The 24,809-nt window shown below is 44.1% G+C and carries 24 protein-coding genes and 1 tRNA gene; 16 read left to right on the top strand and 9 right to left on the bottom strand.

All coding sequences use genetic code 11. The features are described from left to right. The first annotated feature begins 67 nt into the window (after window positions 1–67). The 10 genes from J7E85_RS14725 (at window position 68) to J7E85_RS14680 (ending at window position 10,392) form a co-directional block, all read left to right on the top strand. A complete protein-coding gene (locus J7E85_RS14725) occupies window positions 68–1,069 on the top strand; it encodes a PstS family phosphate ABC transporter substrate-binding protein (protein WP_215158944.1) in 1,002 nt (333 codons plus the stop codon). A gap of 98 nt (window positions 1,070–1,167) precedes the next feature. Beyond that, a complete protein-coding gene (pstC, locus tag J7E85_RS14720; protein WP_372238813.1) occupies window positions 1,168–2,061 on the top strand; it encodes a phosphate ABC transporter permease subunit PstC in 894 nt (297 codons plus the stop codon). Further along, window positions 2,062–2,937 carry a phosphate ABC transporter permease PstA gene (gene pstA / locus J7E85_RS14715; RefSeq protein ID WP_076324317.1) on the top strand — a complete coding sequence of 292 codons (876 nt, stop codon included), beginning with the start codon at window positions 2,062–2,064 and terminating at the stop codon, window positions 2,935–2,937. Window positions 2,938–2,985: 48 nt separating this feature from the next. Continuing rightward, a complete protein-coding gene (gene pstB, locus J7E85_RS14710; RefSeq protein WP_076324316.1) occupies window positions 2,986–3,741 on the top strand; it encodes a phosphate ABC transporter ATP-binding protein PstB in 756 nt (251 codons plus the stop codon). Window positions 3,742–3,790: 49 nt separating this feature from the next. Next, window positions 3,791–4,450, top strand: a complete 660-nt coding sequence (gene phoU, locus J7E85_RS14705; RefSeq protein ID WP_076324315.1) for a phosphate signaling complex protein PhoU — start codon at window positions 3,791–3,793, stop codon at window positions 4,448–4,450. 267 nt (window positions 4,451–4,717) lie between these two features. Further along, on the top strand, window positions 4,718–7,378 hold the full coding sequence (polA, locus tag J7E85_RS14700) for a DNA polymerase I (RefSeq protein ID WP_215158942.1): 2,661 nt from the start codon (window positions 4,718–4,720) through the stop codon (window positions 7,376–7,378). Window positions 7,379–7,523: 145 nt separating this feature from the next. Then, window positions 7,524–8,357: a DNA-formamidopyrimidine glycosylase gene (gene mutM / locus J7E85_RS14695; protein WP_215158940.1), complete on the top strand. Its 834-nt coding sequence runs from the start codon at window positions 7,524–7,526 to the stop codon at window positions 8,355–8,357. Window positions 8,358–8,479: 122 nt separating this feature from the next. Continuing rightward, the gene (locus J7E85_RS14690; RefSeq protein ID WP_215158938.1) at window positions 8,480–9,220 is read left to right on the top strand and encodes an MntP/YtaF family protein; all 741 of its coding nucleotides are present in this window, start codon (window positions 8,480–8,482) and stop codon (window positions 9,218–9,220) included. A 9-nt stretch (window positions 9,221–9,229) separates the two neighbouring features. Continuing rightward, complete coding sequence (gene coaE / locus J7E85_RS14685) at window positions 9,230–9,829, top strand: dephospho-CoA kinase (protein ID WP_215158936.1); 600 nt, start codon at window positions 9,230–9,232, stop codon at window positions 9,827–9,829. Beyond that, window positions 9,826–10,392: a lytic transglycosylase domain-containing protein gene (locus J7E85_RS14680; RefSeq protein WP_076324310.1), complete on the top strand. Its 567-nt coding sequence runs from the start codon at window positions 9,826–9,828 to the stop codon at window positions 10,390–10,392. Before coaE ends, J7E85_RS14680 begins: the two co-directional genes overlap by 4 nt. Window positions 10,393–10,460: 68 nt before the next feature. Here J7E85_RS14680 and J7E85_RS14675 read toward each other — a convergent pair whose 3' ends face one another. Continuing rightward, window positions 10,461–10,688 (bottom strand): alpha/beta-type small acid-soluble spore protein, encoded by a 228-nt coding sequence (locus J7E85_RS14675; protein ID WP_053492022.1) that lies wholly within the window; start codon window positions 10,686–10,688, stop codon window positions 10,461–10,463. A gap of 148 nt (window positions 10,689–10,836) precedes the next feature. Between J7E85_RS14675 and nrdR the strand changes: the two genes are divergently transcribed. Next, complete coding sequence (gene nrdR, locus J7E85_RS14670; protein WP_076324309.1) at window positions 10,837–11,310, top strand: transcriptional regulator NrdR; 474 nt, start codon at window positions 10,837–10,839, stop codon at window positions 11,308–11,310. Between the two features lie 176 nt (window positions 11,311–11,486). Then, window positions 11,487–11,559: transfer RNA gene (locus J7E85_RS14665), tRNA-Ala, on the top strand. Window positions 11,560–11,779: 220 nt separating this feature from the next. Here the strand turns inward: J7E85_RS14665 and J7E85_RS14660 are convergent. After that, window positions 11,780–12,895: a tyrosine-type recombinase/integrase gene (locus J7E85_RS14660; protein ID WP_215158934.1), complete on the bottom strand. Its 1,116-nt coding sequence runs from the start codon at window positions 12,893–12,895 to the stop codon at window positions 11,780–11,782. A 388-nt stretch (window positions 12,896–13,283) separates the two neighbouring features. Next, window positions 13,284–13,496: a helix-turn-helix domain-containing protein gene (locus tag J7E85_RS14655; RefSeq protein WP_215158932.1), complete on the bottom strand. Its 213-nt coding sequence runs from the start codon at window positions 13,494–13,496 to the stop codon at window positions 13,284–13,286. A 398-nt stretch (window positions 13,497–13,894) separates the two neighbouring features. Between J7E85_RS14655 and J7E85_RS14650 the strand changes: the two genes are divergently transcribed. Both J7E85_RS14650 and J7E85_RS14645 read left to right on the top strand, forming a co-directional pair. Continuing rightward, the gene (locus J7E85_RS14650; protein ID WP_215158930.1) at window positions 13,895–15,883 is read left to right on the top strand and encodes a hypothetical protein; all 1,989 of its coding nucleotides are present in this window, start codon (window positions 13,895–13,897) and stop codon (window positions 15,881–15,883) included. A 159-nt stretch (window positions 15,884–16,042) separates the two neighbouring features. Next, window positions 16,043–17,122, top strand: a complete 1,080-nt coding sequence (locus J7E85_RS14645; protein WP_215158928.1) for a replication initiation factor domain-containing protein — start codon at window positions 16,043–16,045, stop codon at window positions 17,120–17,122. A 62-nt stretch (window positions 17,123–17,184) separates the two neighbouring features. Here the strand turns inward: J7E85_RS14645 and J7E85_RS14640 are convergent, their stop codons facing one another. The 6 genes from J7E85_RS14640 to radC all read right to left on the bottom strand — a co-directional run bounded on the left by J7E85_RS14640 (window position 17,185) and on the right by radC (window position 22,169). After that, window positions 17,185–17,676: a lecithin retinol acyltransferase family protein gene (locus J7E85_RS14640; RefSeq protein WP_215158926.1), complete on the bottom strand. Its 492-nt coding sequence runs from the start codon at window positions 17,674–17,676 to the stop codon at window positions 17,185–17,187. Window positions 17,677–17,711: 35 nt separating this feature from the next. Then, complete coding sequence (locus tag J7E85_RS14635; protein WP_215158924.1) at window positions 17,712–19,013, bottom strand: stalk domain-containing protein; 1,302 nt, start codon at window positions 19,011–19,013, stop codon at window positions 17,712–17,714. A gap of 22 nt (window positions 19,014–19,035) precedes the next feature. Beyond that, window positions 19,036–20,571, bottom strand: coding sequence for a hypothetical protein (locus J7E85_RS14630; RefSeq protein ID WP_215159393.1), 1,536 nt, complete (start codon window positions 20,569–20,571; stop codon window positions 19,036–19,038). 36 nt (window positions 20,572–20,607) lie between these two features. Further along, on the bottom strand, window positions 20,608–20,772 hold the full coding sequence (locus J7E85_RS14625) for a hypothetical protein (protein WP_165593413.1): 165 nt from the start codon (window positions 20,770–20,772) through the stop codon (window positions 20,608–20,610). Beyond that, window positions 20,769–21,149 (bottom strand): helix-turn-helix domain-containing protein, encoded by a 381-nt coding sequence (locus J7E85_RS14620; protein ID WP_215158922.1) that lies wholly within the window; start codon window positions 21,147–21,149, stop codon window positions 20,769–20,771. The genes J7E85_RS14625 and J7E85_RS14620 overlap by 4 nt, the downstream gene beginning before the upstream one ends. 411 nt (window positions 21,150–21,560) lie before the next feature. Next, window positions 21,561–22,169, bottom strand: a complete 609-nt coding sequence (radC, locus tag J7E85_RS14615; protein ID WP_215158920.1) for a RadC family protein — start codon at window positions 22,167–22,169, stop codon at window positions 21,561–21,563. A 248-nt stretch (window positions 22,170–22,417) separates the two neighbouring features. Between radC and J7E85_RS14610 the strand changes: the two genes are divergently transcribed. Both J7E85_RS14610 and J7E85_RS14605 read left to right on the top strand, forming a co-directional pair. After that, window positions 22,418–23,908 (top strand): hypothetical protein, encoded by a 1,491-nt coding sequence (locus J7E85_RS14610; protein WP_215158918.1) that lies wholly within the window; start codon window positions 22,418–22,420, stop codon window positions 23,906–23,908. Between the two features lie 6 nt (window positions 23,909–23,914). Then, window positions 23,915–24,775 (top strand): DNA adenine methylase, encoded by an 861-nt coding sequence (locus tag J7E85_RS14605; RefSeq protein WP_215158916.1) that lies wholly within the window; start codon window positions 23,915–23,917, stop codon window positions 24,773–24,775. Window positions 24,776–24,809 lie beyond the last annotated feature (34 nt).

Below are 24,809 nucleotides of genomic sequence, written 5' to 3'. Positions count from 1 at the left end.
CGGGATTAATATTAATATTGTGAAAAGGAAAGTAGAGACAACAACCATTTTGAAGGAGTGGATTCGTTTGTTTAGAAGAAGGGGTCGTAAACCAGCAGGTATTCTCGTATTGGTGTTGATGTTGAGCACGCTTTTGGCGGCATGCGGAGGAGGAACTTCCGGCAGTGCTTCAGGAGAAAATACAGACAATGGTTCAGCACAGCAAACAGGAGAAAGTACCTCAACAGCTTTGACAGGAACGATAGAAATTGACGGTTCAAGTACACTGCATCCATTAACCGAAGCGGTTGCCGAAGAGTTCGGCGCAGCTAACCCGGACGTCCGCATTCCGATCGGAACAGGCGGAACAGGCGCTGGCTTCAAACGTTTTAACAACAGCGAGATCGCAGTGTCCAATGCTTCCCGTCCGATTAAAGACAGCGAAGCTGAAGAAGCAAAAGCCAATGGCATTACCTATCATGAGGTTCTGGTAGCTTATGACGGACTGTCCGTCGTTGTTAACCCAAGCAATGAGTTCGTAGATAAATTGACCGTTGATGAGCTCAAGAAAATTTATGAGCCGAACAGTACCGTAAAAACATGGGCTGACGTTCGTGAAGGATGGCCGGCAGAGGAAATCAAGATTTACTCGCCAGGTACGGACCACGGAACATTCGATTACTTCACAGAAGCAATTAACGGTGAAGCACAAGCAAGCAGAAATGATAGCCAAATTACATTCAGTGCCGATACAAACGCAGTCGTACAAGGGGTAGCTGGTGACAAGAACTCCATCGGATACTTCGGATTCTCCTTCTATGAAGAGAACCAAGACAAGTTGAAGCTGGTTCCGATTGATAACGGTACGGCTACAATAGCTCCAAGCATGGAAACGATCAAGGATAACAGTTATGCTCCATTGTCCCGTCCGCTGCTGCTCTATGTTAACGATAAAGAGCTTGAGCGACCAGAAGTGAGTGCGTTCATGAACTTCTACCTTGATAATGCCGCTAGTCTTGCTGGCGAAGTTGGTTTCGTACCGCTTCAAGATGAACAGTACAAAGCAGAAAAAGACAAGTTGGCAAAATAATTAAAGACTAGATGCCCGGAGGGAATCCTCCGGGCAACCCGTAGAAAGGGAAGAGGAGAATGAACAAAACTTCACCCGTGGCGGTAAACACAAAAAGCATGACATTCCGTCGAAGCAAAACACGCATCTCAGACAAAATCATTCCAATCTTACTCGGCTTGTGTGCCCTGCTTTCGGTGTTTACTACCATCGGTATTGTATATACGCTTCTGCAGGAATCCGTGATCTTCTTTAAGGAAGTACCGGTATGGTCCTTTCTGACTGGAACGACATGGAGTCCGATTCTCCCTCCAAAAGAATTCGGCGTGCTGCCCCTGCTGGGCGGCACATTGCTGATTACAGGCATTGCGATCCTATTCGCAGTGCCTATCGGCTTGGCATGCGCTATTTATCTCAATGAATACGCTCCTGCCCGGGTTCGGGGGGTTGTAAAGCCAGTGCTTGAAGTATTGGCTGGTGTACCAACGATTGTTTATGGATATTTTGCGCTTGAAACGGTAACGCCATTCCTTCAAAAGATTTTTCCCAACATGGGTATATTCAATGCGCTTAGCGCGGGTATCGTGGTAGGGATCATGGTCCTGCCGATGATTTCATCTTTAAGTGAAGACGCGATGCGCGCGGTACCTAAGAGTCTTCGTCACGGTGCATACGCGCTCGGTGCTACCCGATTTGAGGTTGCACTGAAAATTGTGCTGCCTGCTGCTCTGTCGGGGGTCGTGTCGTCCTTCGTATTGGCATTCTCGCGTGCGATTGGTGAGACGATGATCGTAACGGTGGCTGCTGGTGCTACGCCGCAGCTGACGCTGAATCCGCTGGAAAGCATTCAGACGATGACTTCATATATCGTTCAGGTAAGTATGGGTGATGTTCCGCGCGGAACGATTGAATACGGCACGATTTTTGCGGTAGGTCTGACCTTGTTTGTCATCACCTTCTTGCTTAATATATTGGCGCAGTGGGTCGCTCGCCGCTTCAGGGAGGAATACTAGATGGAACAATTGAATCTGGGAGATAGCAAAGGAATCAACCGGAGACGCCGTAGTGACCAGACGCTGCACATTATATTCCTGGCTTGTACCAGTATCGGTATTCTTGCCTTGATGGCTTTGATTGTTACGATTGTGACGGATGGCATTTTCAGACTATCGCCAGATCTGTTCACCAACTATCCGTCACGTATCGCGGATAAAGCAGGACTGAAGTCGCCGATTGTCGGCACGATTTACTTGCTTCTGCTCATGGCTCCGCTGTCCTTCATATTAGGCGTTGGCGCAGCGATCTTTCTCGAAGAGTATGCGGGCCGCAGCCGCTGGGTTCGGCTGATTCAGTTGAATATCAGTACGCTTGCAGGGGTTCCTTCTATTATATATGGTATCCTGGGGCTCGCTATTTTCGTACGTGGGATGAATCTAGGCCGCAGTCTGCTCTCCGGGGTATTAACGATGACGCTGCTGGTGCTGCCGATTATTATCGTTGCCGCCCAGGAGGCGCTTCGGGCCGTGCCTAAGAACCGGCGCGATGCTTCTTATGCGCTGGGCGCAACGAAATGGCAAACGGTATCCAGCGCAGTACTACCTTCAGCGATTCCAGGAATCATGACCGGGGTTATCCTGGCCTTGTCTCGTGCGATCGGCGAAACCGCACCGCTGATCATGATCGGTGCCTTAACGTACGTGGCCTTCTTGCCGGAAAATCTGCTCGATTCGTTTACTGTCATGCCGATCCAGATCTTTAACTGGATATCAAGACCAAGTGAGGCTTTCCACGAGCTGGCGGCTTCGGGTATTATTCTGTTGCTCATCATGCTGTTCATCATGAACATTATCGCCGTGTGGATCCGGAACAAGTATTCGAAGAACATCTAAGAGACGCTTAAGCAGATCTAATCGTGAAAAAGGAGACATGAATAAGATATGGAATCCATCATACAGATTAAGAAATTAAACCTTTATTATGATACGTACCATGCGCTTAAAAACGTGGATCTGGACATTCCGGAGAAAACGGTGACGGCGTTCATTGGACCGTCGGGCTGCGGTAAATCCACGCTGCTGCGTACGCTGAATCGGATGAATGACATGATTCCTTCCACCCGGATTGAAGGCAGCGTGCAAATCGGCGGGACGGAAATCTACAGCGAGGAAGTCCACGTTGAAGCCCTGCGCAAGCAGGTAGGGATGGTGTTCCAGCAGCCGAATCCGTTTCCTAAATCGATTTATGATAATATCGCCTACGGTCCGCGACTCCACGGTATCCGCAGTAAAGCGGAGCTTGACCAAATTGTGGAACAGAGTTTGAAGCAGGCCGTGCTGTGGGATGAAGTCAAGGATTATCTCAAGCGGTCCGCGCTGAGCTTGTCCGGGGGTCAACAGCAGCGTCTGTGCATTGCCCGGGCACTTGCCGTACAGCCGGATATTCTGCTTATGGACGAAGCTACTTCCGCGCTGGACCCGATTTCGACCCTGAAAATCGAAGAGCTGGTACAAGAGCTGAAGAGCAAATACACCATCGTTATGGTAACGCACAATATGCATCAGGCTGCCCGCGTATCCGGGCAGACGGTATTTTTCTTGAATGGCGAAGTGGTTGAATCGGCAAGCACCGATACGCTGTTCTCAACGCCGTCAGATGCACGTACCGAGGACTATATCTCGGGCCGATTTGGTTAACCCACACTCATATGATCTTTCTTAAAAGTAGATAGGAGGAACATCACACATGATCCGGAGAATTGAGTTTGATCAGCAGCTTAATGAGCTGAAAACCTTGCTGCAGGATATGGGCAAGCATATGGAGGAGGCACTGGCGAGCAGTGTAGAGTCTCTCCAGACCCTGGATGCGGAGAAAGCGCAGGCGGTTATCAAGAACGATGTGCAGTTAAACACAATGGAAGAGCAGATCATGGAGATCGGCTCCCGCTTGATCGTAACCCAGCAGCCTGTGGCGAAGGATTTGCGACGGATATTGGTTGCTTTCCGGATTGCCAGCGATTTGGAGCGGATGGGCGACTTGGCTCGTGATGTCGCTAAAGTCACGATCCGTCTGCAAGGCCAGAAGCTGATCAAGCCCTTAGTGGATCTTCCGCGGATGTCGGATTTGGTGCGTGCGATGGTCTCGGAATCCATCGAATCCTATCTGATGGAAAACACGGATCTGGCTTATAAAATGGCCCAGGATGACGATCAGGTCGATCATTTGTACAGCGTCATTCTGCAGGATTTGTATTCGCATCTGACCTCCGATCCGGACTCGGCCAATCAAGCGATGCTGCTGATTATGGTGGGCCGTTACATTGAACGGATCGCCGACCATGCCACGAACATTGGCGAGAGCACCGTGTACCTCGTAACAGGTCACCGTCCCGACCTCAATCAATAGCATCATGACAGTCTAACGCTGGCGAAAGCTGGCGTTTTTTTGCGAGAATTCAGAAAACTCCAGCGAAGCGGAAGCAATTCTTTAATCGCATTTATATATTTGGGGCCCCCGCAAAGTATTTGGAATAAGCATCGAAGCACAGGCTCCACTTTGTGGGGTTATTTTGCGTTTCATCAAGAATTCATCGTTAATCGAACGGATTGTTCGGAATTGGCGGTAACCTATGTTATCATGTGGAAAGGAAGTAATATTGGTGCGAGGTGTTCTATGGACAAGCTGATTTTGATTGATGGAAATAATATCATTTACCGTGCATTCTTCGCGATGCCGCCGTTGACCAATGCCAGCGGACAGCAGACGAATGCAGTTTACGGCTTTACGACCATGCTGCTTCGCTTAATTGAGGAGCATAAACCGACCCATATGATGGTGGCATTCGATGCAGGAAAGGAAACGTTCCGGCATGCGGATTATCAGGATTACAAGGGTGGTCGTCAGAAGACTCCTCCCGAGCTATCCGGACAATTCCCGCTGTTGAAAGAGCTGCTGAAGGGTCTTGGCGTCTCCCAGTTCGAAATTGGCGGTTATGAGGCCGATGACATTATCGGGACCATTACCCGTCAGGCTGACGAAGCTGGCCGGAAGGTGATGGTCGTATCCGGGGATAAGGATATGCTGCAGCTGGCTTCGGAGCATACCACGATCGCGATGGTCCGCAAGGGCGTTACCGATATTGAGTATTACGGACCGGAACAGATTAAGGAGCGGTATAACCTGACGCCTGATCAGATTATCGATCTTAAGGGACTGATGGGCGATGCTTCTGATAACATTCCCGGCGTTCCAGGAGTGGGTGAGAAGACGGCTCTGAAGCTGCTTCATGAATTTGGATCCGTAGAGGCCGTGGTGTCACGTACAGATGAGCTGAAGGGCAAGATGAAAGAGAAGATCGAAGAGCATGCCGATTCCGCCATACTCAGCAAGAAGCTGGCCACGATCTTCCGCGAAGTTCCGCTGGAGCAGTCGCTGGATGACATGGCGTTTACAGGCCTGAATGAAGAGACGGCAGGACCTGCACTGGCGAAGCTGGAGTTTAAATCGCTGATTGAACGGTTAAACCTGAGCACAAGCGGAATGGGCGGAGATGCGGCTGAGTCGAAGCCCGAAGCGAAGATTGAAGTGACCCTTGTGGACACGAAGGAACTTGCGGAGGTTGCGGATAACCTGGCCCAGGTGACCATGCTCCATGTGGAGACGCATGGGGAAAACCCTCATCATGCCGAGGTAATCGGGCTCGCACTCGCTACAGAGGAACGACAGTACTTCATTCCATTTGAGGTACTGAAGTCGGAAGAGGCCGAGCCTGTCCGTACTTGGCTTGCCGATAGCGGGATCCCAAAACGAGGGTATGATCTGCACCGCATTGATCTGGCTCTCCACTGGCAGGGCATCGCTTTTGCCGGTGCAGCATTCGACGTGCATCTGGCTGCATACCTGCTGGACCCGACGGAAGCGAATCAAAGCCTTAGCGGGCTGGCTTCCAAATACGGGCTTGCGTATCTTCAAGCCGATGAGGATGTGTTCGGTAAAGGGGCCAAATACAAGGTTCCCGATGTGGAGAAGCTCAGCGAGCACATGGCCAGAAAATGCCTGGCTGTATCCGAACTGGTTCCCGTTCAGGAGAAGGAGCTGGCTGCTAATGAAATGCTGCCGCTGTTCCATGAGCTGGAGATGCCGCTGTCCCGCATTTTGGCCGATATGGAGAAGCAGGGAATTGCCGTGAATGCGGAGGATTTGAAGGAGCTGGGTCGCGAGTTTGAAGGACAGATCGCGAAGCTTGTTCATGAGATCTATGAGATCGCTGGAACGGAATTTAATCTTAATTCGCCTAAACAGCTGGGCGAGATCCTGTTTGTGAAACTGGAGCTTCCGGTCATCAAGAAGACCAAAACCGGTTATTCTACCGATGCCGAGGTGCTGGAGAAGCTGGCGCCTTATCACGATATTGTCCGCCTGATTCTGAAGTATCGTACCTTGGCCAAGCTGCAATCCACTTATGTGGAAGGTCTTCTGAAGGAGATTTCGTCACAGACTGGCAAAGTGCACACCTATTATCGCCAGACGATTGCCGCGACGGGGCGTTTGAGCAGCCAATTCCCGAATTTGCAGAATATTCCCATCCGTCTGGAGGAAGGCCGTAAGCTGCGCAAGGTCTTCGTTCCGTCCGAGCCGGGCTGGAGCATTTTGGCAGCGGACTACTCCCAGATTGAGCTGCGCGTGCTTGCGCATATCTCGGATGATGAACGGCTGAAGGAAGCTTTCGTCCACGATATGGACATCCACACCAAGACCGCGATGGACGTGTTTGGAGTCGGCGTGGATGAGGTGGACTCCAATATGCGCCGGTCTGCCAAGGCGGTTAACTTCGGCATCGTGTATGGAATCAGCGACTATGGCTTGTCCCAGAACCTGAACATTACCCGGAAGGAAGCTGCGGCATTCATTGACCAATATTTCGAGGTGTTCCAGGGCGTACGGCGTTATATGGACGTGATCGTCAAGCAGGCAAAGCAAGACGGCTATGTGAAAACATTGCTTGAACGTAGACGGTATCTGCCGGAGATTAACGCCAGCAACTTTAATCTGCGGTCCTTTGCGGAGCGGACGGCAATGAATACGCCGATTCAGGGAACGGCCGCCGACATAATCAAGCTGGCCATGGTCCATATGGACAAGGCATTGTATGATCGTCAATTGAAGAGCCGCATGCTGCTTCAGGTGCATGATGAATTGGTGTTTGAGGTGCCGGAGGATGAACTGGAGATCATGAAGGAATTGGTGCCGGAAGTGATGAGTAAGGCACTGAAGCTGTCGGTACCGCTGAAGTCGGAAGTCAGCTATGGCGAGAACTGGTACGAAGCGAAGTAAAGCTGCACATTGTGTCAGTCGATAGAAGATCTTTTATAGGGATCATGGCGTGAAGAGGGGCGCAATATGCACCATACCTTTCCACAAAACCATGGTCCCGCTCTGTCCCAACTTCCGGTATAATGGGAAATGAGGTGAAGTCATTATGCCGGAATTGCCGGAAGTAGAAACCGTGAAACGAACACTTAACCAATTGATTAAAGGTAAGCATATAGATCATGTATCCGTACATCTGCCGCGGATCATTCAGCGTCCTGACGATATTGAGGCATTTGCGTTTATGCTGAAGGATCATACCGTGGAAGGTGTAGAGCGCAGCGGGAAATTTTTACGAATATTGCTGGACGGGCTAGTGCTCGTCTCGCATCTTCGGATGGAAGGGCGTTACGGGGTGTACCCTGCCGAGGAGCCTGTGGAGAAGCATACCCATGTCATCTTTCATTTCTCGGATGGCACGGAGCTGCGCTATAAGGACGTACGCCAATTCGGAACGATGCATCTTTTTGCAACGGGGGAAGAGTTTCAGCACGCTCCTCTTGCCAAGCTGGGTTATGAGCCGCTGGATGAGACGTTTACGTTTGGAACCTTTAAGGAAGTCATCGGCAGCAAGAAAACGAAGATCAAGGCGGTGCTGCTGAATCAGGCATATGTGGTCGGTATCGGCAATATATATGTCGATGAGGCATTGTTTCGAGCCAAGATTCATCCGGAGCGCAATGCTAACAGCCTGAAGGATGCCGAGCTCAAGCGATTGTATCATGCGATTGTGGATACACTGACCGAAGCCGTAGACGCGGGTGGTTCTTCCATTAAATCCTATGTCAATGGACAGGGTGAAATGGGGATGTTCCAGCACAGTCATCAGATTTACGGACGGAAGGACGAGCCGTGTAATACATGCGGAGGACCGATTCATAAGATCGTGGTTGGCGGACGGGGGACTCACTTCTGCCCGAAGTGTCAGCCGTTAAGGAAGTAATCCAATAGGCGTGCACCCATTCTTTTCCTCACACATATAATGTGGAACATATGTGGAGCGCATGGAGCTGCTCTTCTTCATGAATGAGCCGCTTGATGTGGAGCTTACGAGGAGGGAAAAGGGTGCTCAGTCATATTTTCTCGTCTGTGCTGCTGGCTATGGCATTAAGCCTGGACGGATTTGGGGCGGGGGTTACATACGGTCTGCGCAAAACCAGGATACCGCTGCTGTCTGTATTGATCATCTCGCTATGTTCCGGCTTGGTGCTTGGCGCCTCCATGCAGGCAGGCGCGCTGTTACAGCGGTTCTTATCCCCATCTGTGGCGTCCGTGATCGGAGCCGCCATTTTGATTCTGCTGGGCCTATGGTCTCTATACCAGCAAGTTCGCAGAAAAAACGAGTCTGATGTGCAGCCGGTTTCTAATAGGGACATTTCAAAGTCTCTTATGGAAACGCAGGGGGCTGACCATCAAGTGAAATTACGACGTGAGGTTAACACGGCAGGTCATGAGCATCTTCAGCGGGCGGTATTCTCTCTTGAGATTCCGAAGATCGGCGTTGTCATTCAAATTCTCCGCAGTCCGTCGAAGGCGGACTTGGACGACTCCGGCAGCATCTCTCCGTGGGAGGCGATGTGGCTCGGGATCGCGCTATCGCTCGATGCGTTCGGAGCTGGGCTTGGCGCAGCCATGCTGGGCTTCTCACCGCTAGGTACCGCAACGGTTGTTTCCTTGTTTAGCGGGATATTCCTGGTGCTGGGCATGAGGGTTGGATTACGCTTTGCGTCCAAAGGTGGCATGCGTTTTATCTCTTATTTGCCTGCTTTTTTGTTAATCGTCATGGGTATAATGAAGCTGTTATGAGGTGAAGTCATGAATATCGGTTTAACCGGAGGAATTGCAACAGGCAAGAGCACCGTGTCCTCCATGTTGACCATGAAGGGAGCACTTCTCGTCGATGCGGATCTCATCGCCCGGGAAGTGATGCTCCCGGGTCATCCGGTGCTGGGTAAAGTGACCGAACATTTTGGACAAGCGATCCTGTTTGAGGACGGTACGTTGAATCGAAAAAAACTCGGGGAGATGATCTTTCATCATCCCGAGCAGAGAACGGTGTTGAATGAGATCACACATCCGGCGATCCGGCAGGAAATCCGGGAACGGACGGAAGCGTATGAGCGGCAGTATCCGGACCGGCTCGTGGTAGCGGATATACCGCTGCTGCTTGAGGCTAAGGAGCATTATTCTTATCTTGACCAGATCGCTGTCGTTTATGTACCGCGAGAGCTGCAGTTAGAGCGTCTGATGGTGCGCGATGATCTTAACAGGGATGCGGCAGAAGCGCGTTTAAACAGCCAGATGGATATCGAGGAGAAGAAGCGTCTGGCGGATATCCTTATCGATAACAGCGGAACATTGGCTGAAACACAGCAGCAGGTGGACAACCTGTGGGGCAGGCTGGTTCGGTTATGAGGTGGCTCCGTAAAAAAAGAGTGCTGCTTCTGCTGTTTGTCTCTTTTGTAGCGCTGCTGTTTCTGAGCTCGAACTGGATGACCTTGCTGTATCCGATTCATTATAAGGATGAGATCAGGAAGCATGCCGCTTACTATGAGGTCGATCCCTTCCTGGTGGCTTCCATCATTCGAGTGGAGACGAACTTCAAGCCAGGCAAGGAGTCCAAGAAAGGCGCTCTGGGCATTATGCAGCTGATGCCGGATACGGCGAATTGGGCGATGGAAATGGCCAAGCTGCCATCGGTGAACCTGCTCAACGTGAAGAATGAAGTGGATGCGAATATCCAGCTGGGCACCTGGTATATTCAGAATCTGCACAAGGAAATGGACGGCAACCCGATTGCCGCCATCGCCGCCTATAATGCAGGTCCCGGGAACGTGAAGAATTGGATCAACAAGGGCATGTGGGATGGAACCTACGAGAATGTGAAGAGTATTCCCATCGGGGAAACCCGTCACTATGTACAGCGCGTGATTTATTATTATAATCAGTATACAGATGTGTATAAGGACGGCTTTTAACGAAAAAAGAGCGCTGGACAGGCTCTTACATCGAGCCGTCCAACACTCCTTTTTTAAGGAAGAATCGATTATTGACCGGAGAATTGACCAGCCAATTGTTGCTCGGCCAGGGTTACAAGACGCTTTGTGATGTATCCCCCGATCGAACCGTTCTCGTAGGAAGTCATGTTACCTTGGTATCCGTCTTGTGGAATGGAGATACCAAGTTCTTGAGCTACCTCGTATTTCAATTGCTCAAGAGCAGCGTTTGCGCGAGGAACAACCAGGTTGTTGGAGTTGTTGTTGCTTTGTGCCATGTTAAGTTCACCTCCTTGGGTTGGTAAAAGTATTATGTCTCGGGTTTCGCATTTTCATAACATAAAAGAACAAAGTTTTGCTGGTAAATTTTTCTCTAGCGCCATCCAAGGCGAAATACGCTAAAACGAAGGAAGTGAAGATGACTTTATGAAGTGTCCATATTGCAGTTATGCCGGAACGAAAGTGCTTGATTCCAGGCCGGCCAACGAGAATAAATCCATCCGCCGCCGCAGGGAATGCGAGCAGTGCAGCAAGAGATTCACAACCTTTGAGATGGTGGAGGAAACGCCGCTGATCGTCGTGAAAAAGGACGGAAGCCGCGAAGAATTCAGCCGGGAAAAGGTGCTCCGTGGTTTGATCCGGGCATGCGAGAAGCGTCCGGTATCCGTGGACCAGCTGGATATGATTGTCTCGGATGTAGAGAAAGCACTGCGCAATACCGCAGCAGCAGAGGTGGAGAGCCGCCAGATCGGGGAGCTTCTGATGGAGCGGTTATATCCGGTCGATGAGGTAGCTTACGTCCGCTTTGCATCCGTGTATCGCCAATTCAAGGATATCAATATGTTTATGAAGGAACTGAAAAGCCTGCTGTCCAAGGGTACGGACGTTTCGGAGCTGTAAGAGCGCCATGGTTCTGCCCGATCCAGGTGCTCTTCTGGTGCTCTCATAGCGCCCATTATCATCATCGATAAGTGACATTATATAGAGAAGTAAAAGGGATACAGCACGTCATCAAAAAATGTGAAAAACATGTTGACATGCCTGCTGATTTTTTATATGATATAGAAGTCGCTTACGGGGCCTTAGCTCAGCTGGGAGAGCGCATCGCTGGCAGCGATGAGGTCAGGGGTTCGATCCCCCTAGGCTCCATAATAAAAAAAGCCGCTAAACACAAGGATTTCTGAGTGTTTGGCGGCTTTTTGCTATGGATTGATGTTGAAGATTATGGGGCGTGGTCACACGTTTGGTCACACTCAGGATTTTTTTGAGTGATTTCGAGCAAGATTAAGTTGAAAACGCAGAGTTCAACTGTACGGTTTGATGCGTTCTCTTTATAAGGTATTTTAGGGATAGAGGACTTGGTGAAATATTAGCCGAACAGCATCTCACCGTATTGCGAAGCGGTCTCTTTGTGAACAGATGGTAAAACATGGGAATAGGTATCAAGGGTTACTCTGATGTCAGAATGACCAAGAATTTCCTTTACCACCTTAGGATTTACATTTTTTGATAACATCAAGCTCGCTACTGTATGTCTGAGATCATGGAAACGTATGCGAGGAACTTCCGCTTTTTTCATGAGTTTATAGAATGTTCGAAGTAGATTACGGGGATTGAGGGGTCCCCCAAACTTAGTGCAAATAACTAAGTCCTTATCCTCATAAATGTTGCCAGCAGAAAGCTTCTGCCGCTTGATTTTCTTGTGATGTTTTTTCAGATCGTCTAATGTTCTTTCGATTAAAGTAATCGATCTTGCACTTGATTTGGTTTTAGTGTCTTGAATCAATTCTTTGCCATCATGACTTAAGGTTTGGCGTACACGTAGGACACCAACTTCAAAATCGATATCCTTCCAGCGAAGACCAAGTATTTCTGACTGTCTCATCCCCGTTGATAAAGCGAGAAGAAACACAATATGCAGATCATTCTCTTCAGCAATTTTGAGAAAGCGAACTGCTTCATCGAGATTCCAGACTGCCATTTCTTTATGGGGCACCTTAGGAGCCTCAGCATCTGCTGCGGGACTATAGGAGAGATATTTCCGCTTTACAGCTGTTTTAAATGAGCTTTTTACGATCTTTTGAATATCTTGTATCGTGCGTTCGGATAGTCCTGTTTCTTTGAGAAGATAGCCGTAAAAACTTTCGATCATTTGGGTCGTAATCTTGCCCATTTCCTGATTTTGAAAATAGGGTGTGATATGCTTCTTGATATTTGATTTATATGTTTTAAAAGTCACGGTTCTGAGTTTATATTCTTTGCTTGAGAGCCATTCACCTTCGAGGAACTCAACATATTTTGTATTGTTCTGTTTTACATAGGTGTGATCATCCACTTGTTTTAACAGGGTTCTCATTTCTTTCATGGCTTCCTTTTCTGTCCTAAAGCCACGTCTCTTGATTTGTCTCCGTCTGCCATTCTCATCTTTTCCAGCGCTAACGACAAACCAATATGTTCCCGTTTTTTCATCCTTATGAACTTTCATCTGCATGTTGCCTCCGTTTCGGATCGTTTTTTTGAAATGCAAATAAGCAGGAGCGATATGCCCCTGCCAATTACAAGTCTGTTACCGACCGAATTATTTTTTATTTAGTCTTCATTGCATTAAGCAATTGGTCACGCTCCGTTCGAAGGGATTGGACTTCCTTCTTGATCTTCTCTTTACGTTCCATCGAAGTTCCTCTTTGACTGAATTCCAAGGCCAACTTCACATGTTCCGTAGCGAGAACTAAAGCCGTTTATGCGTATACTCATTTTCAAGAGCTATCCCAATATTGTTACTCATCGTTCGCTAACAACCTTTCAGGTTCGGAAATACAGCCAATACAAATAAACTGCGACAATATTGTCGCAGCTTATTTTCCAAGGGTTATTTAATCTACCGTTAACTCTTTAAAGCGTTCCATGTTCAGTTTCGCTTCTGACAATACAAAGTCTTTTACAGCTACTTTAGGAATTCGATATCCCTTCATCTTGAACGACTTTATTTTTCTACTGCGAAGAAGCTCGTAGACTTTGGAACGGCCAATGTCCAGCGCCTCCATAACATCTTCCACCGACATAATATCATCGTACTGCGAAAACATAGCATCACCCTTATCGTAAGATATCTTTCTTGCTGTGGAAATAATGTATATTTGAATTTGTTGAGTGTTCGATTACGATACTGTTCAATGCAAATTGCTTTTGATTAGTTGAGGTTGCTTCAGATCGTATGGCATTAAATACTGATTGTCATGTAGGCTTAAAAAAAGACTTAGAACGTAGTAAAATAATAATGATGATATTAAAACGCACAGTGTGGGCAGATTCTTTTTCATCTTTGCTAAAACAATGCTCAAATGCTAGAGAGATAATTGATGGTTACATACTTAGTGAGTAGTGTTTTGCAGGGCTATCTAGAGCAGGGAAATTGAATTTGCTACCTAAATACCTTACTACCTTACTACTCCAGAACCTTAGATCATTCGAATGGGGATACTTAATGAATAGGGGAAGCGACTTATACAAAAATTCTTATAGCATAGAGGATGCCTTTTCTCATGGGGATTTTAAAGAATTAGAGAAAATACGAGAAAAGTTCAACGGTGCTTTTCGAAAGAACGGCATCGATATCTTTGTGGATAAGGACTTTACACTAAACCGATTATCAGCATATGAAGATTTGAATTATGAATATGATCAGTTGGACAGGAAGACTATCGAAAAGCTGAATTCAGACCTGCTTATAAATAACTTCTTTTTCTTTCCAAGCCATAAGCTTGTTTTTATGAATGACACAAAGGGACAAACGAAAGGAATGAGGATTTGTTTCATCAAGCAGGGTAAGCGCCGTCTAAAAGTTCATGTATTCGATATCACAAACAAACAATATCAAACCATCGGAAAGTGGATGACCGAGCAGTATTTCGGCAAAAAATTAAAGTTTAATGAAAGTTTCCGAGAGATGTATCAATCATACATAAGGATATTCAAAAAGTATGCTGAGGAATTAGATGCAAAGTCTGCAATCGTTTATACAACTCAAAGCGGATGGATACAAGGTGGACATAAATGGTTCTATGTCCCTGTGTCTCCTGTTGACGAATATGATTTGTTATACGATATGTCGCTTCAACTTAAATATAAAATGAGTGCATTAAATCAATGGACATTGGATGACGCCTTTCAAAAGACATGGAGTCTGCTTAATATTGCAGACAAGAGAGTTACGTTACCACTATTGTCCTATACCTTTCTTTCTTTGATTACAAGCCTGATTGGGTATAATGAAGATCGACTTCCAAAGTTTACGGTATGTATCTCGGGAAACAACAAGGTGTTGGGTAGACAAGGCTTTGCTAATTTGTTTTGCAACTTGTATGCAAGGAAATCAAATATTTTCACTTTAAATTCGATATATCATCTAAAATCGAACATCGACAAAAAAATGTTAGAGAAGAAGTCATCCAAAATTAGGGATGGAATCTTTATTATAAATGCGGATAAGAGACCAAAAATCATAGATAGGGCAATGCAAGGTTTACAAAACTATAGTGTAGAAAATATGGTTCTGATGTTGAATGAAAAGCAACTTGATAGAGAGTTCGTGTTGAATCTTAACATAAGCGACTTGGCTGTCAGCTCTGATCAGGTAGAGAGTTTGCGGAAGCTTCCAGATTCTCTATCGGCATGTATTTTCTATGTTACCGAAAAGATCAGGGAAGTTCATGACATATCGAATAAAAAGAAAATCGAAAAATATTTTCATAAACGATATAAGCACTTTCGCCAGCTTTTAGAGAGTGACAATCTCGCGCAAGAAGAAGATAAGGTGCATATGTATTCTTGCTTGCTGATTGGACTTGAACTTCTGCTAACTGTCGTTAAAAATGATCTTGTTGTTTACGACGAGAGGGTATGGGACGATGAAGTACAAGCATATATGAACGAAGCTGTGCAGCTTTTTCAACATGAATGTGTTATCCAACCTGAAGTTAAGGATACCAGGGAAAAGTGGAGTGCATTAGCAGAGGAGAATAGTGAGTTATTAAAAGAGGAACATGTTATTTTTCTTGAAAAACTGCTTGAATTATTACCAACCTCATTGCCACGTTATGAAGATAAAAACGATAACCCTGAAGTATTCGTTTGGATGTCGGAAGATGACGAGAACATTTTATCCGTTGAAAATGTAATTTTTCGAACGATTTTATTTTCGCTTGATGAAAAATTCGGCTCATTAAGTGGTAAAGAGCAAAAATCCAATATAACCAAGTACAAAAATAGAATTTACAAGAAGTTGCGTTCAGAGGAAATACGGATCATCCTTCCTAAAAATGAAGAGCCAGAAAATCGAATAAAAGTTAACATCGGTACTACTGAAAAAGATGATTACACAGGGAATAGAAGTGCTGCAACTAGACGAGACATCAAGGTTTTTAGAATACACTGGGGAAAGGCATTGGCATATCTCGCCTCCTTCCAACACTAATCTAGCCAAGTTTCATATACGTATATATTATCTTTTATTATTTATCTCTCTAAATATTGTATCTATTGCTGCGAATATTAGAGTGTAGGCACTGTTGAATTACTTTTAAAACTGCGCATAACAAAAACCTAAGTCCCATTCTGACTGGAGGTTTTTGTTATGCAGCATACCGTTCATATGTTTTACAAACTCAATTATCACTTCTATACGGCCTTGTTTGAAGTTCTACAGCAATTATCGGCTTCCAACCGAACCAAATTTTATAAAGAAGTGGATGGCACTTATCATTGTCATTTGCTTTTAAAGGAAACAGGGATAAAGCTTATACTGCGAAGTAAAGAATATGAGGAAGGAATCAGCTATAAAGCCTTAGAAATCATTATGAATCCCATGAGACTGTTAGATGAAAACGATTATTTGCAGCTAGCTTCAATGGAAAACTCCAAAGCGATTTACGCTGCTTTTAAAAGAGCATTTGAACCGATTAAAAAGAAATTTGAAAGTAAAAAACGTAATCGAAAATTTATATTCAAATTACATTTACTAGACACCTACAGCTTCAAGAGAGTCGATTTTGCGGTTAATTTCTATACAGAGCATATCAAGCTCTACATGAAACTGATTAGGCGTTCTAATGTTCCTAGTGGCTTTCAACAATTCGTAATGTATAAGGAATCAAGCAAGCGTTGCGAACCGCCGGAACATAGCTTCTACCTATTCAGAAAGAGCAAATCAGGTTCAAAGTCGAGTCGTGTCACCTTGAACATTCAATGTTATGATAAAGGCGAGCAATTAAAGGAACACAATTTAGACCGTGATGAAAGAGCAGAATATACAATTCGATTCGAGGTTCAATGCCATTACAGCAAAGTATACCGGATTATTAAGCGCAACGGCTTAAATAGGCAAGGGTTTTCTCAGTTTTTGCGAGAAGATATATCTGAACATGAACTCCAAAAGTATTTCAAAAAAACAATTGGCTACGGGGATTATTATACGCTATCAAAAGCAAAGGAGTTTATCGGAAGCAAACGATTAGGTCTGGAAATGAAACAATCACTGATTGAAACACTTGAATTAGTGAGTGCTAAGAGAGGTATTTGGAAAGCAAAAGAAGTAGTGGCGGACAAGAAGGAATTTGATAAGCGGATAAAAAAATTGCATGAACTTGAAGTCAATCCTGTGACGATTCCAGTGACAGAAGGGATTGATTATTTGCCCTGTTTATTTGATTTGTAGAAAAAATGGCGCAGCAGCACTTTATTGAATTTCAATAAAGTGCTGCTGCATTGAGCGATTTATCAGCTATATTTCTGTTTCCAATCCCATTTCTTCCATAGTATTTCTTCACCGTGTTCACTCTTTACTGAATCCTTGAGCATCCAAAGAAAATTGTTCGGGTTATCAAAATCTCCGGTCAAGCAGCCTGCGCAAAATTGGTGGCAATTATCCATGACAAGGTTATAAGAACGACTCTGACCTACCATTTCATAGGCCCTGTGGCCAGCCATCGGGAAGCTAATCGTACTATCGTAATCGTGATAGCATGGAACATAAATCTCGTGATCAAATGTTGTGATGTGGCTGGTAAATTCCCTCAAGCTAACACGACGAATGTAGCCATCGCCATTTAACTGTATGACTTCACCATCCGACATATAAATACCTGAATGCTCCATTGTCCCAAAACCAAGCTCAGTATAAATGATGGAGCCGTAAGAAGGTTCAAGATTTTCACGGATCATCATACGGTTTCGAACAGATTCAATTTTGGATATTAGCCATTCGCTCATTTATTCTTACTCCTTCTTTCAAAATGGGATGCGTTTTAACTTTCAATGGTCACGTATTTGGCTTCCATCCACTGATTTGTAAGCCACTCGATGCCAAATATTTTGGCAGTTTCTTGTTCTTTTCCTTTTTCAACTATGAAGGATGCATGATTCCAGTAAACAAGTATCTTTGCTCCACTGATTTTTTTCACTGTACCACTGAAGGTTCCTAATCCTACCGTGTCACCAACATGAACAAGCTTCCCGCTGTAGTCCAGTGGATTGCTGTCATTGTATTGAATTTTATCGTGTTCCTTTCGTATGTCTTCCACTGCGTCTGCAAGGTTCTGCCGATTGTCCTCCTGCTTTTGATAGCCGTCAAGTAAAGCAAGTTTATAACCATATACAAGCCAGTCGCTTTCTTTAGATTCTGCTCCGCCGTTATATATAAGGACCATCTGCATTTCCCCATCCCAAGCTACCTTTGCTCTCAAATTTTCAGTGACAAATCGAACGGGTAGCATTGTACGCCCTTTAATCACGGTAGGAGGAACGTCCAATGTTTTTTCCAATCCGTTTACATTTGCTGACTTACTATCTATCCAAAGTTCAATTGTGTTTTTATTCAGCTTTATTGTTACTTTTCTTTCTTTATTATTCCAGCTAACGCTCCCGCCAAGTTGTTCTATGATCGGCCCGATAGGAAGCAGGGTCGAACCGTTTTTGACAATTGGCGACACACTATGATCCGAGCCATCGAACAATTGACCGTCGTCCTCCGTCAGCAACCAAGGGTTGTTGATTTGCATGGCGAGAGTTACAGGATTCGCAATTTGTTCTATATCGGTTCCGTCCCTTGTCAACAAGCTGAATTCTAAATTACCATCTTCCGTATAATGGGTTTGAAACTTTTTTCCGTACTTTGAGTTGGCTACAATGTCGCTGATGAAGCTAAGCGGTACAAAAATCCCAAGCTTGTAATCGTCTAAATAGGTGGCTGGTGATTCAAGTTGGTATAGCTTTCCTGTCGCATTTACACAGGCACCATATTCGTCAAGCTCGTATTCCTGTACCTCAGTAAGCCCCTGCGTGATCTTAAAGCACTCACCTTGGAAGCTAACTATGGAGTAGGGCGGTGTCTCGTCCCATACCACCGTTTCTGTCCCCGAAGGATCAAGGAATGCAAGGATCTCTTTGAGTGGAAAAACAGCAAGATCATCCACGACAACAGGTGTATGTACAAGGTCTTCTTTTTGACCGACAAGTTTGATTCCGATGTCACTTGCTGCATAAGCTGCTTGGGACATACAAAACGCCATAAGTAAGGACAAGCAAACAGCCACGATTCTCTTTTGCATAGTTCAACCTCTTTTCATTTGATTAATTCTTCTTGTAAAGAGCATCGGATATCGGAGAGTCTTGATTTGGACCGTAAAATTCGAGACTGTAGTCGCCAAATGAGTAGGAAATTGTATAATTACCATCCAAGTCCGAAAACCCACTCTCGTCAGGCTCTCCAAATTTGTCGATAACATCCTGTAGTGTCGATTCTCCAATCTTGACACCTATAACTGTATGTCCATCGATAAATCTCACAGCAGTTACTTCACCCTCTGTGATATTCCCGTTAATATTCAATTGGCTTGTTGTATAATAAACGACATCATTGAACTCATAAGCGAATCCTGTCCCGGTATCCACTTCCTGAAGCACTTCGCCGTTCAAATCGAATAATGTGATCGTGCTATCCCCAATTCTTGAAGCAACCCCCGGGATCTTCCCGCCAAAAAGGCTATTCGGCAATAGAGAAGGTTCAGGCTGCGGCTTACTTGTTGCTTCAGATGCAACGGGCTTTTTTGTGCTCGGCTTGACGGGTTCCGGTTTCGTTGTTTCCGCCGCGACTTCCTTATCATCAGCTGATGAAGCCACTTCATACTTAAGAGGAATTTCAAAAGTAAACGGTTCTGTACGTACTTCCCAATTATCGCTACTGCCTTCGAACGTTGCTTTGAAATTTTCTCCGTTCACATTTATGGCTGGGAATACGATGATCCCTTCTGCTGTGACTCCGGGGCGAATGTTGTCCGAATTAATTTCAGGATAATCGGCGTAAGTATTACTTGTTCTCTCGTACTGTTTTCCTTCTTGAATCAGGACAGACGAGTAAGTATGAAAATCAATGTTGTCTGCTGATTCGTTACTGATTTTGAGATGAACGCGAGTTTCCTGCTTAGCCAACTCCACTTTGGATATCGCCATAACGTATCCATTTTGATTTTGCATTTGCTTGACTTCGATCGTCTTAATAGAAGGAGCAAATGCGGTAGGGTAGTCTGCCTTCTCGACATTTTTTGCTCGAATGACCGGAATTTTTAATGTTGCACCAAAGGCGTTTTTCCCTTGAAATAGCTCCTGAACTTCACCTACGATATGCAAAATGTCTCCTTCTTGAATGTCAAGTGTCGTATCGTCCAAGCGTACTATTGTATTTTTATTATCGTCGTTTCGTGCATACACTTGGAAGGATTGGAATTTGTCTGTCTTTTCGGGCGACTGAAACACTCGACCATAAAAATCAACCTGATAACCTTCTAATGGCTTTGCATTTACATAAAGCTGATCGAACTGTTCGGAGGCCAAGAATACATCCTTGCTCTTTGGCTGGCTGCTTTCATCGCTCATAACAGTTCCTACCACAAATAAGAGTAGGATGATGAGGCTAAGGGCAACTAGGCTATATTTTAGTTTTTTGCTCATATTGACTGATTGTTTCTCTGGTAGCAGGAAGCCAACACCAGATAACAGTGCTGAAGATGCACCTATCATGGCGGCAAGGCCAATGTCACCTACCATAAAACTACCGATGATAAGGCCTGCTACACCTAACAGTATTTGCAGTACTCCAATAACTTTCATTTTCTGCTCCTTTTAAAATGTGATAAGTACTTGAGACTATTTTGAGCTGACTTTCCTTGTTTTCAGCAGAAAGCCAATCCCGGATAAAAGGGCGGATGTTGCGCCGATTATGGCTGCAATACCAATGTCACCAAACATGGAACTTCCCATAAAAATTCCCGCCGCTCCAATGATTATGAGAAGAATACCGATGATTTTCATATTGAATGATCTCCTTTTGTTGTGGGTTTATTGTTCTTGCAATCTGCCGGATGATTGGACACATTGTTTTTAATGGTATCAATGATAAGTTGCTTTAAATCGTCGGTCGTAAGTACAGCAAGGACAGCGTTTTTATCATTTGTGTGATCATTTCGCTGCACTCCGGTACCAAATAAGCTTTCAAGAGAACATCCAAGACCAGTGGCTATTTTTTCAAGTGTATTGATGGTGCAATTGTTTTTTTCTCCCCGCTCAATTTGTCCAAGATAACTGATGTTTACGGATGAGTTGAGCGCCAATTGTTCCTGGCTCATTCCCTTTTGGAGTCGCAGGAACCGAATTTTCTCGCCGATATTCTGTCTTGGGTTCATATTCATATATTCATCACCTCCATAAAAAGGATAGAATTTTACTATCTTTGCTTCAATATGATAGAGCCATTAAAAAAGTACCTGTGGATACGATATCGTGATTATTTGTTTAGATTACACTGCTGCTAAATATACGGAATCCCCCCCTTTTTGGACAATAAAAAAGACGCCTACCACGAAGGCAACTATAAGACTGCATGAGAAATAAACATTTCCTCATGAATCTTTAAAGTTGTCTTGTGTCTGCGTCAAATGTTGGATATTATGGCAGCTAATGCAAAGATTGAAGGCTTTGCGGCTGTGGAACCTTTGCTGAAATCGCGAGTTCCAATTATTAAGTGGGGAAAAGCAATGTTTGAGAATTAATATACACATTTTTAGTGATTCTATCAAGGGTTAATCTTCACCTGCCCATATTCACATTAGGCCTCTTTCTTTAAGGGACACAAAATTACCTGCTCCAATTATTATATGGTCGAGAACTTCTATCCCAACGATTGCGCCTGCATCCACCAGTCTTTTCGTTAATTCAACGTCCTCGGGACTTGGAGTAGAATCCCCACTCGGATGATTATGTGCACAAATAAAAGAGGCGCTACAACGTTTAATTGCGGCACGAAAAACTTCTCTAGGGTGGACGATTGTAGCGTTGAGAGAGCCTATAGAGATGGTTTCTTTAAAGATCACTTTGTTCTTTGTATTCAAAAAGAGGCAGATGAAAGATTCTTTCGTTGTTGAAAACCTGAATTCCGGTTCAAGCAAGTCAAATGCGTCTTTAGGACTACGTATTATCGATTGCTCGTAAGGTGGGACGTTCAGTGTTTTGGCTAGCCTTAACATGGCAGTTAATTGTCGAGCTTTGCTCATGCCGATGCCTTTTATGTTTATTAGCTGCTGTTCTGTTACCTCCATTAATTCTGCTGTAGTCGGAAACTGGTCAAATAGCTGCTGAATCAGATAGCTGTTAGGGCGTTCCCGCAAGCTTTCTGAAATCAGTTGTTTAAGTTCTTCATTGCGATTGTTCATAAAATGTGCCTCCTGATATTGTGATGGGGATAAAAAGACCGGACACGTTTGACCGTGTCCGGTGTATTGATTGCCTCTCGCGAGGACTACCTATCTGTATAGGTATCGGGGGTATAATATAGAATTAAAATTACTGAGTTTACAATTTGGCAATAGGCTATTTGATTTATATTTGCTGTGATTTATAAAAAGGAAAATGACGGTAGGTGTCGAAATATAATATATGCTGTGTTAGAGGGAGTGTTGATATGGCTGAGTACAAGAATATAAATATTACGAATTTATTACTTAATCCAACCAATCCGCGTCATAATGCCGTTGAACATCAGTCGGAATCAATTTATGCAATGGTTCAAGATCAGAAAGATAAACTTATATATTTAGCTCGTCATATAGTAGATAATGGGCTTAATCCTACAGAATTCATCCTTGTAAAAATTGATGATGGAAAATGGGTTGTAAGAGAGGGAAATAGACGTATTACAGCTCTAAAACTACTAAATGAGCCATTATTGGTTCCACCTGAATATCCTAAGATTAAGAAGGAATTTCAAAAACTCAGTAAGGCTATGGATAAAGGCTTTTTAAAGGCGATACCGTGTGTAGTTCTAGAGGATGAATCCGAGATTAACGAATGGGTTCGCTTGAAGCATACAGGTCAGAATGAAGGGGCTGGGGCAGTAGGGTGGGATGGGCAACAAACTAGTCGCTTCAAAGCATATGTTGAAGGAAAACCAGATATTAGGACAGTTTTTTTGGATTACCTTCTCACTTTTTCTGGTTTATCAGAAGACCTTCGTTTAAAATTATATAATATCAAGAAGACAAACTTTGATCGTCTTATGGGCGACCCTGATGTCAGAGATTTTCTTGGATTGAAGGTTGAAGATAACTCTTTAATATTAGTTGATGGTATTAATCGATTCCTGAAGATGGTGCTAGATGATTTAGCTAATGATAATTTAAGTGTCGGAAGAATTTACTATAAGTCTGATAGAGAAGCATATGTACAAGAACTTATGGACAGAGCTTTGCAGCAAGATGCTGAATCTCAATCTGTATCTCATGATCTTGGTACAAATGAATCTGAGGACAATTCAGCATATACAGGTACATATGACCACTCTTCTTCAACTGGTAAGGACCACGAAGAGAATTACTCGTCGGAGAGCTCGGCAGGTGATAAGTTATCTGAAGGCGACGTTACAGATTCAAGTTCTACAGGAGAGGGGAAAGCGAATACTCAGAGTAACAATAGTGAAAAATCGACATCTGGGTCTCCTCGAAAAGGTCGGAGTTATCCAATTCATAGAAACACAGTTGCAGCAAGTGTTCACAAACTAGTAATTGGACAACCTCGAATATTAAAACTCTTCAATGAACTCAAATCATTAAATTTAAATGATTATCCTAATGCGGCTGCTGTTCTATTCAGAACTTTCATTGAGCTGAGCGCAGATCATTATTTAGAGCAAAAAAAACTAATTCAAGGTAAAATAAGTGTTGAGAGTACTCTTGGTGTTAAAATTGATGCTATTGCAAAGCACATCCAAGATAGTGGGTTCATGACAGAAAATCAATTGCGTGCAATTCGTCAGATGACCTCAAGTCCAACTCAAAATCAGTCTGTTAAGACATTCCATGCTTATGTTCATAACAAAAGTGTTACCCCTACAGCGACAGATTTAAAAGCAGCTTGGGATGATCTTTGGCCCTTTATAGAAAAAATGTGGAGTTGATTGTAAATGGATTTTTCTTCTCCGTTAAGGTATCCAGGAGGTAAAAGAAAACTTACTAATTTTGTGAAAGATTCAATAGTCGAAAATAATGTATTAGGTGGAACTTATGTTGAACCTTTTGCTGGCGGCGCTAGCGTCGCCTTATCTTTGCTCTTTAGTGAATATGTTAATAGAATCATTATAAATGATTTAGATAGGTCTATTTTTTCATTTTGGTATTCTGTTTTGAACCATACGGAGGAGCTTTGTAGAAGAATTAGAGATACAGAAATTTCAGTTGAGGAGTGGAAAAGACAAAAAGTTTATCAGCAAAATAAAGAGGATGCAGATATTATTGATTTAGGCTTTTCAACCTTTTTTCTAAACAGAACAAATAGATCAGGAATCATTAAGGGTGGCATAATCGGAGGTAAAAATCAAAATAGTGATTGGAAAATGGATGTCCGATTTAATAAATCGAATTTAATAAATCGAATTGAAAAAATTGCTCTTTATAGGCAGAGAATAAATTTGTATGGTCTTGATGCTATTGAACTATTAAATGAAATCGGTCGAGATATAGATAATCAAACACTAATCTATTTTGATCCCCCATACTACAATCAAGGAAGTGCTTTATACGTTAATCATTTTACTGAAAACGATCATTTAGATTTAGCAAATGAAATCCAAGCTCTTGATTGTAAATGGATGTTAACATATGATTATACTCCTCCAATTGTACAAATGTATGAGGAGAGGGAGCAACGATTGTTAACTCTGAATTATACCGCAGCCAATAAAGAAAAAGGGTATGAATTGCTTGCGTTTAGCGATAATTTCATAGTACCCGAAAGGGAATACTCAGCAATAACAATTGCAAGATAACTAAGTTTTCATGTGAGATGTTTGTTGCAGTAAA

The organism is Paenibacillus sp. ISL-20 (assembly GCF_018613005.1).
GTDB lineage: Bacteria > Bacillota > Bacilli > Paenibacillales > Paenibacillaceae > Paenibacillus_AQ.
This window is presented reverse-complemented; position numbering and strand designations above follow the sequence as displayed.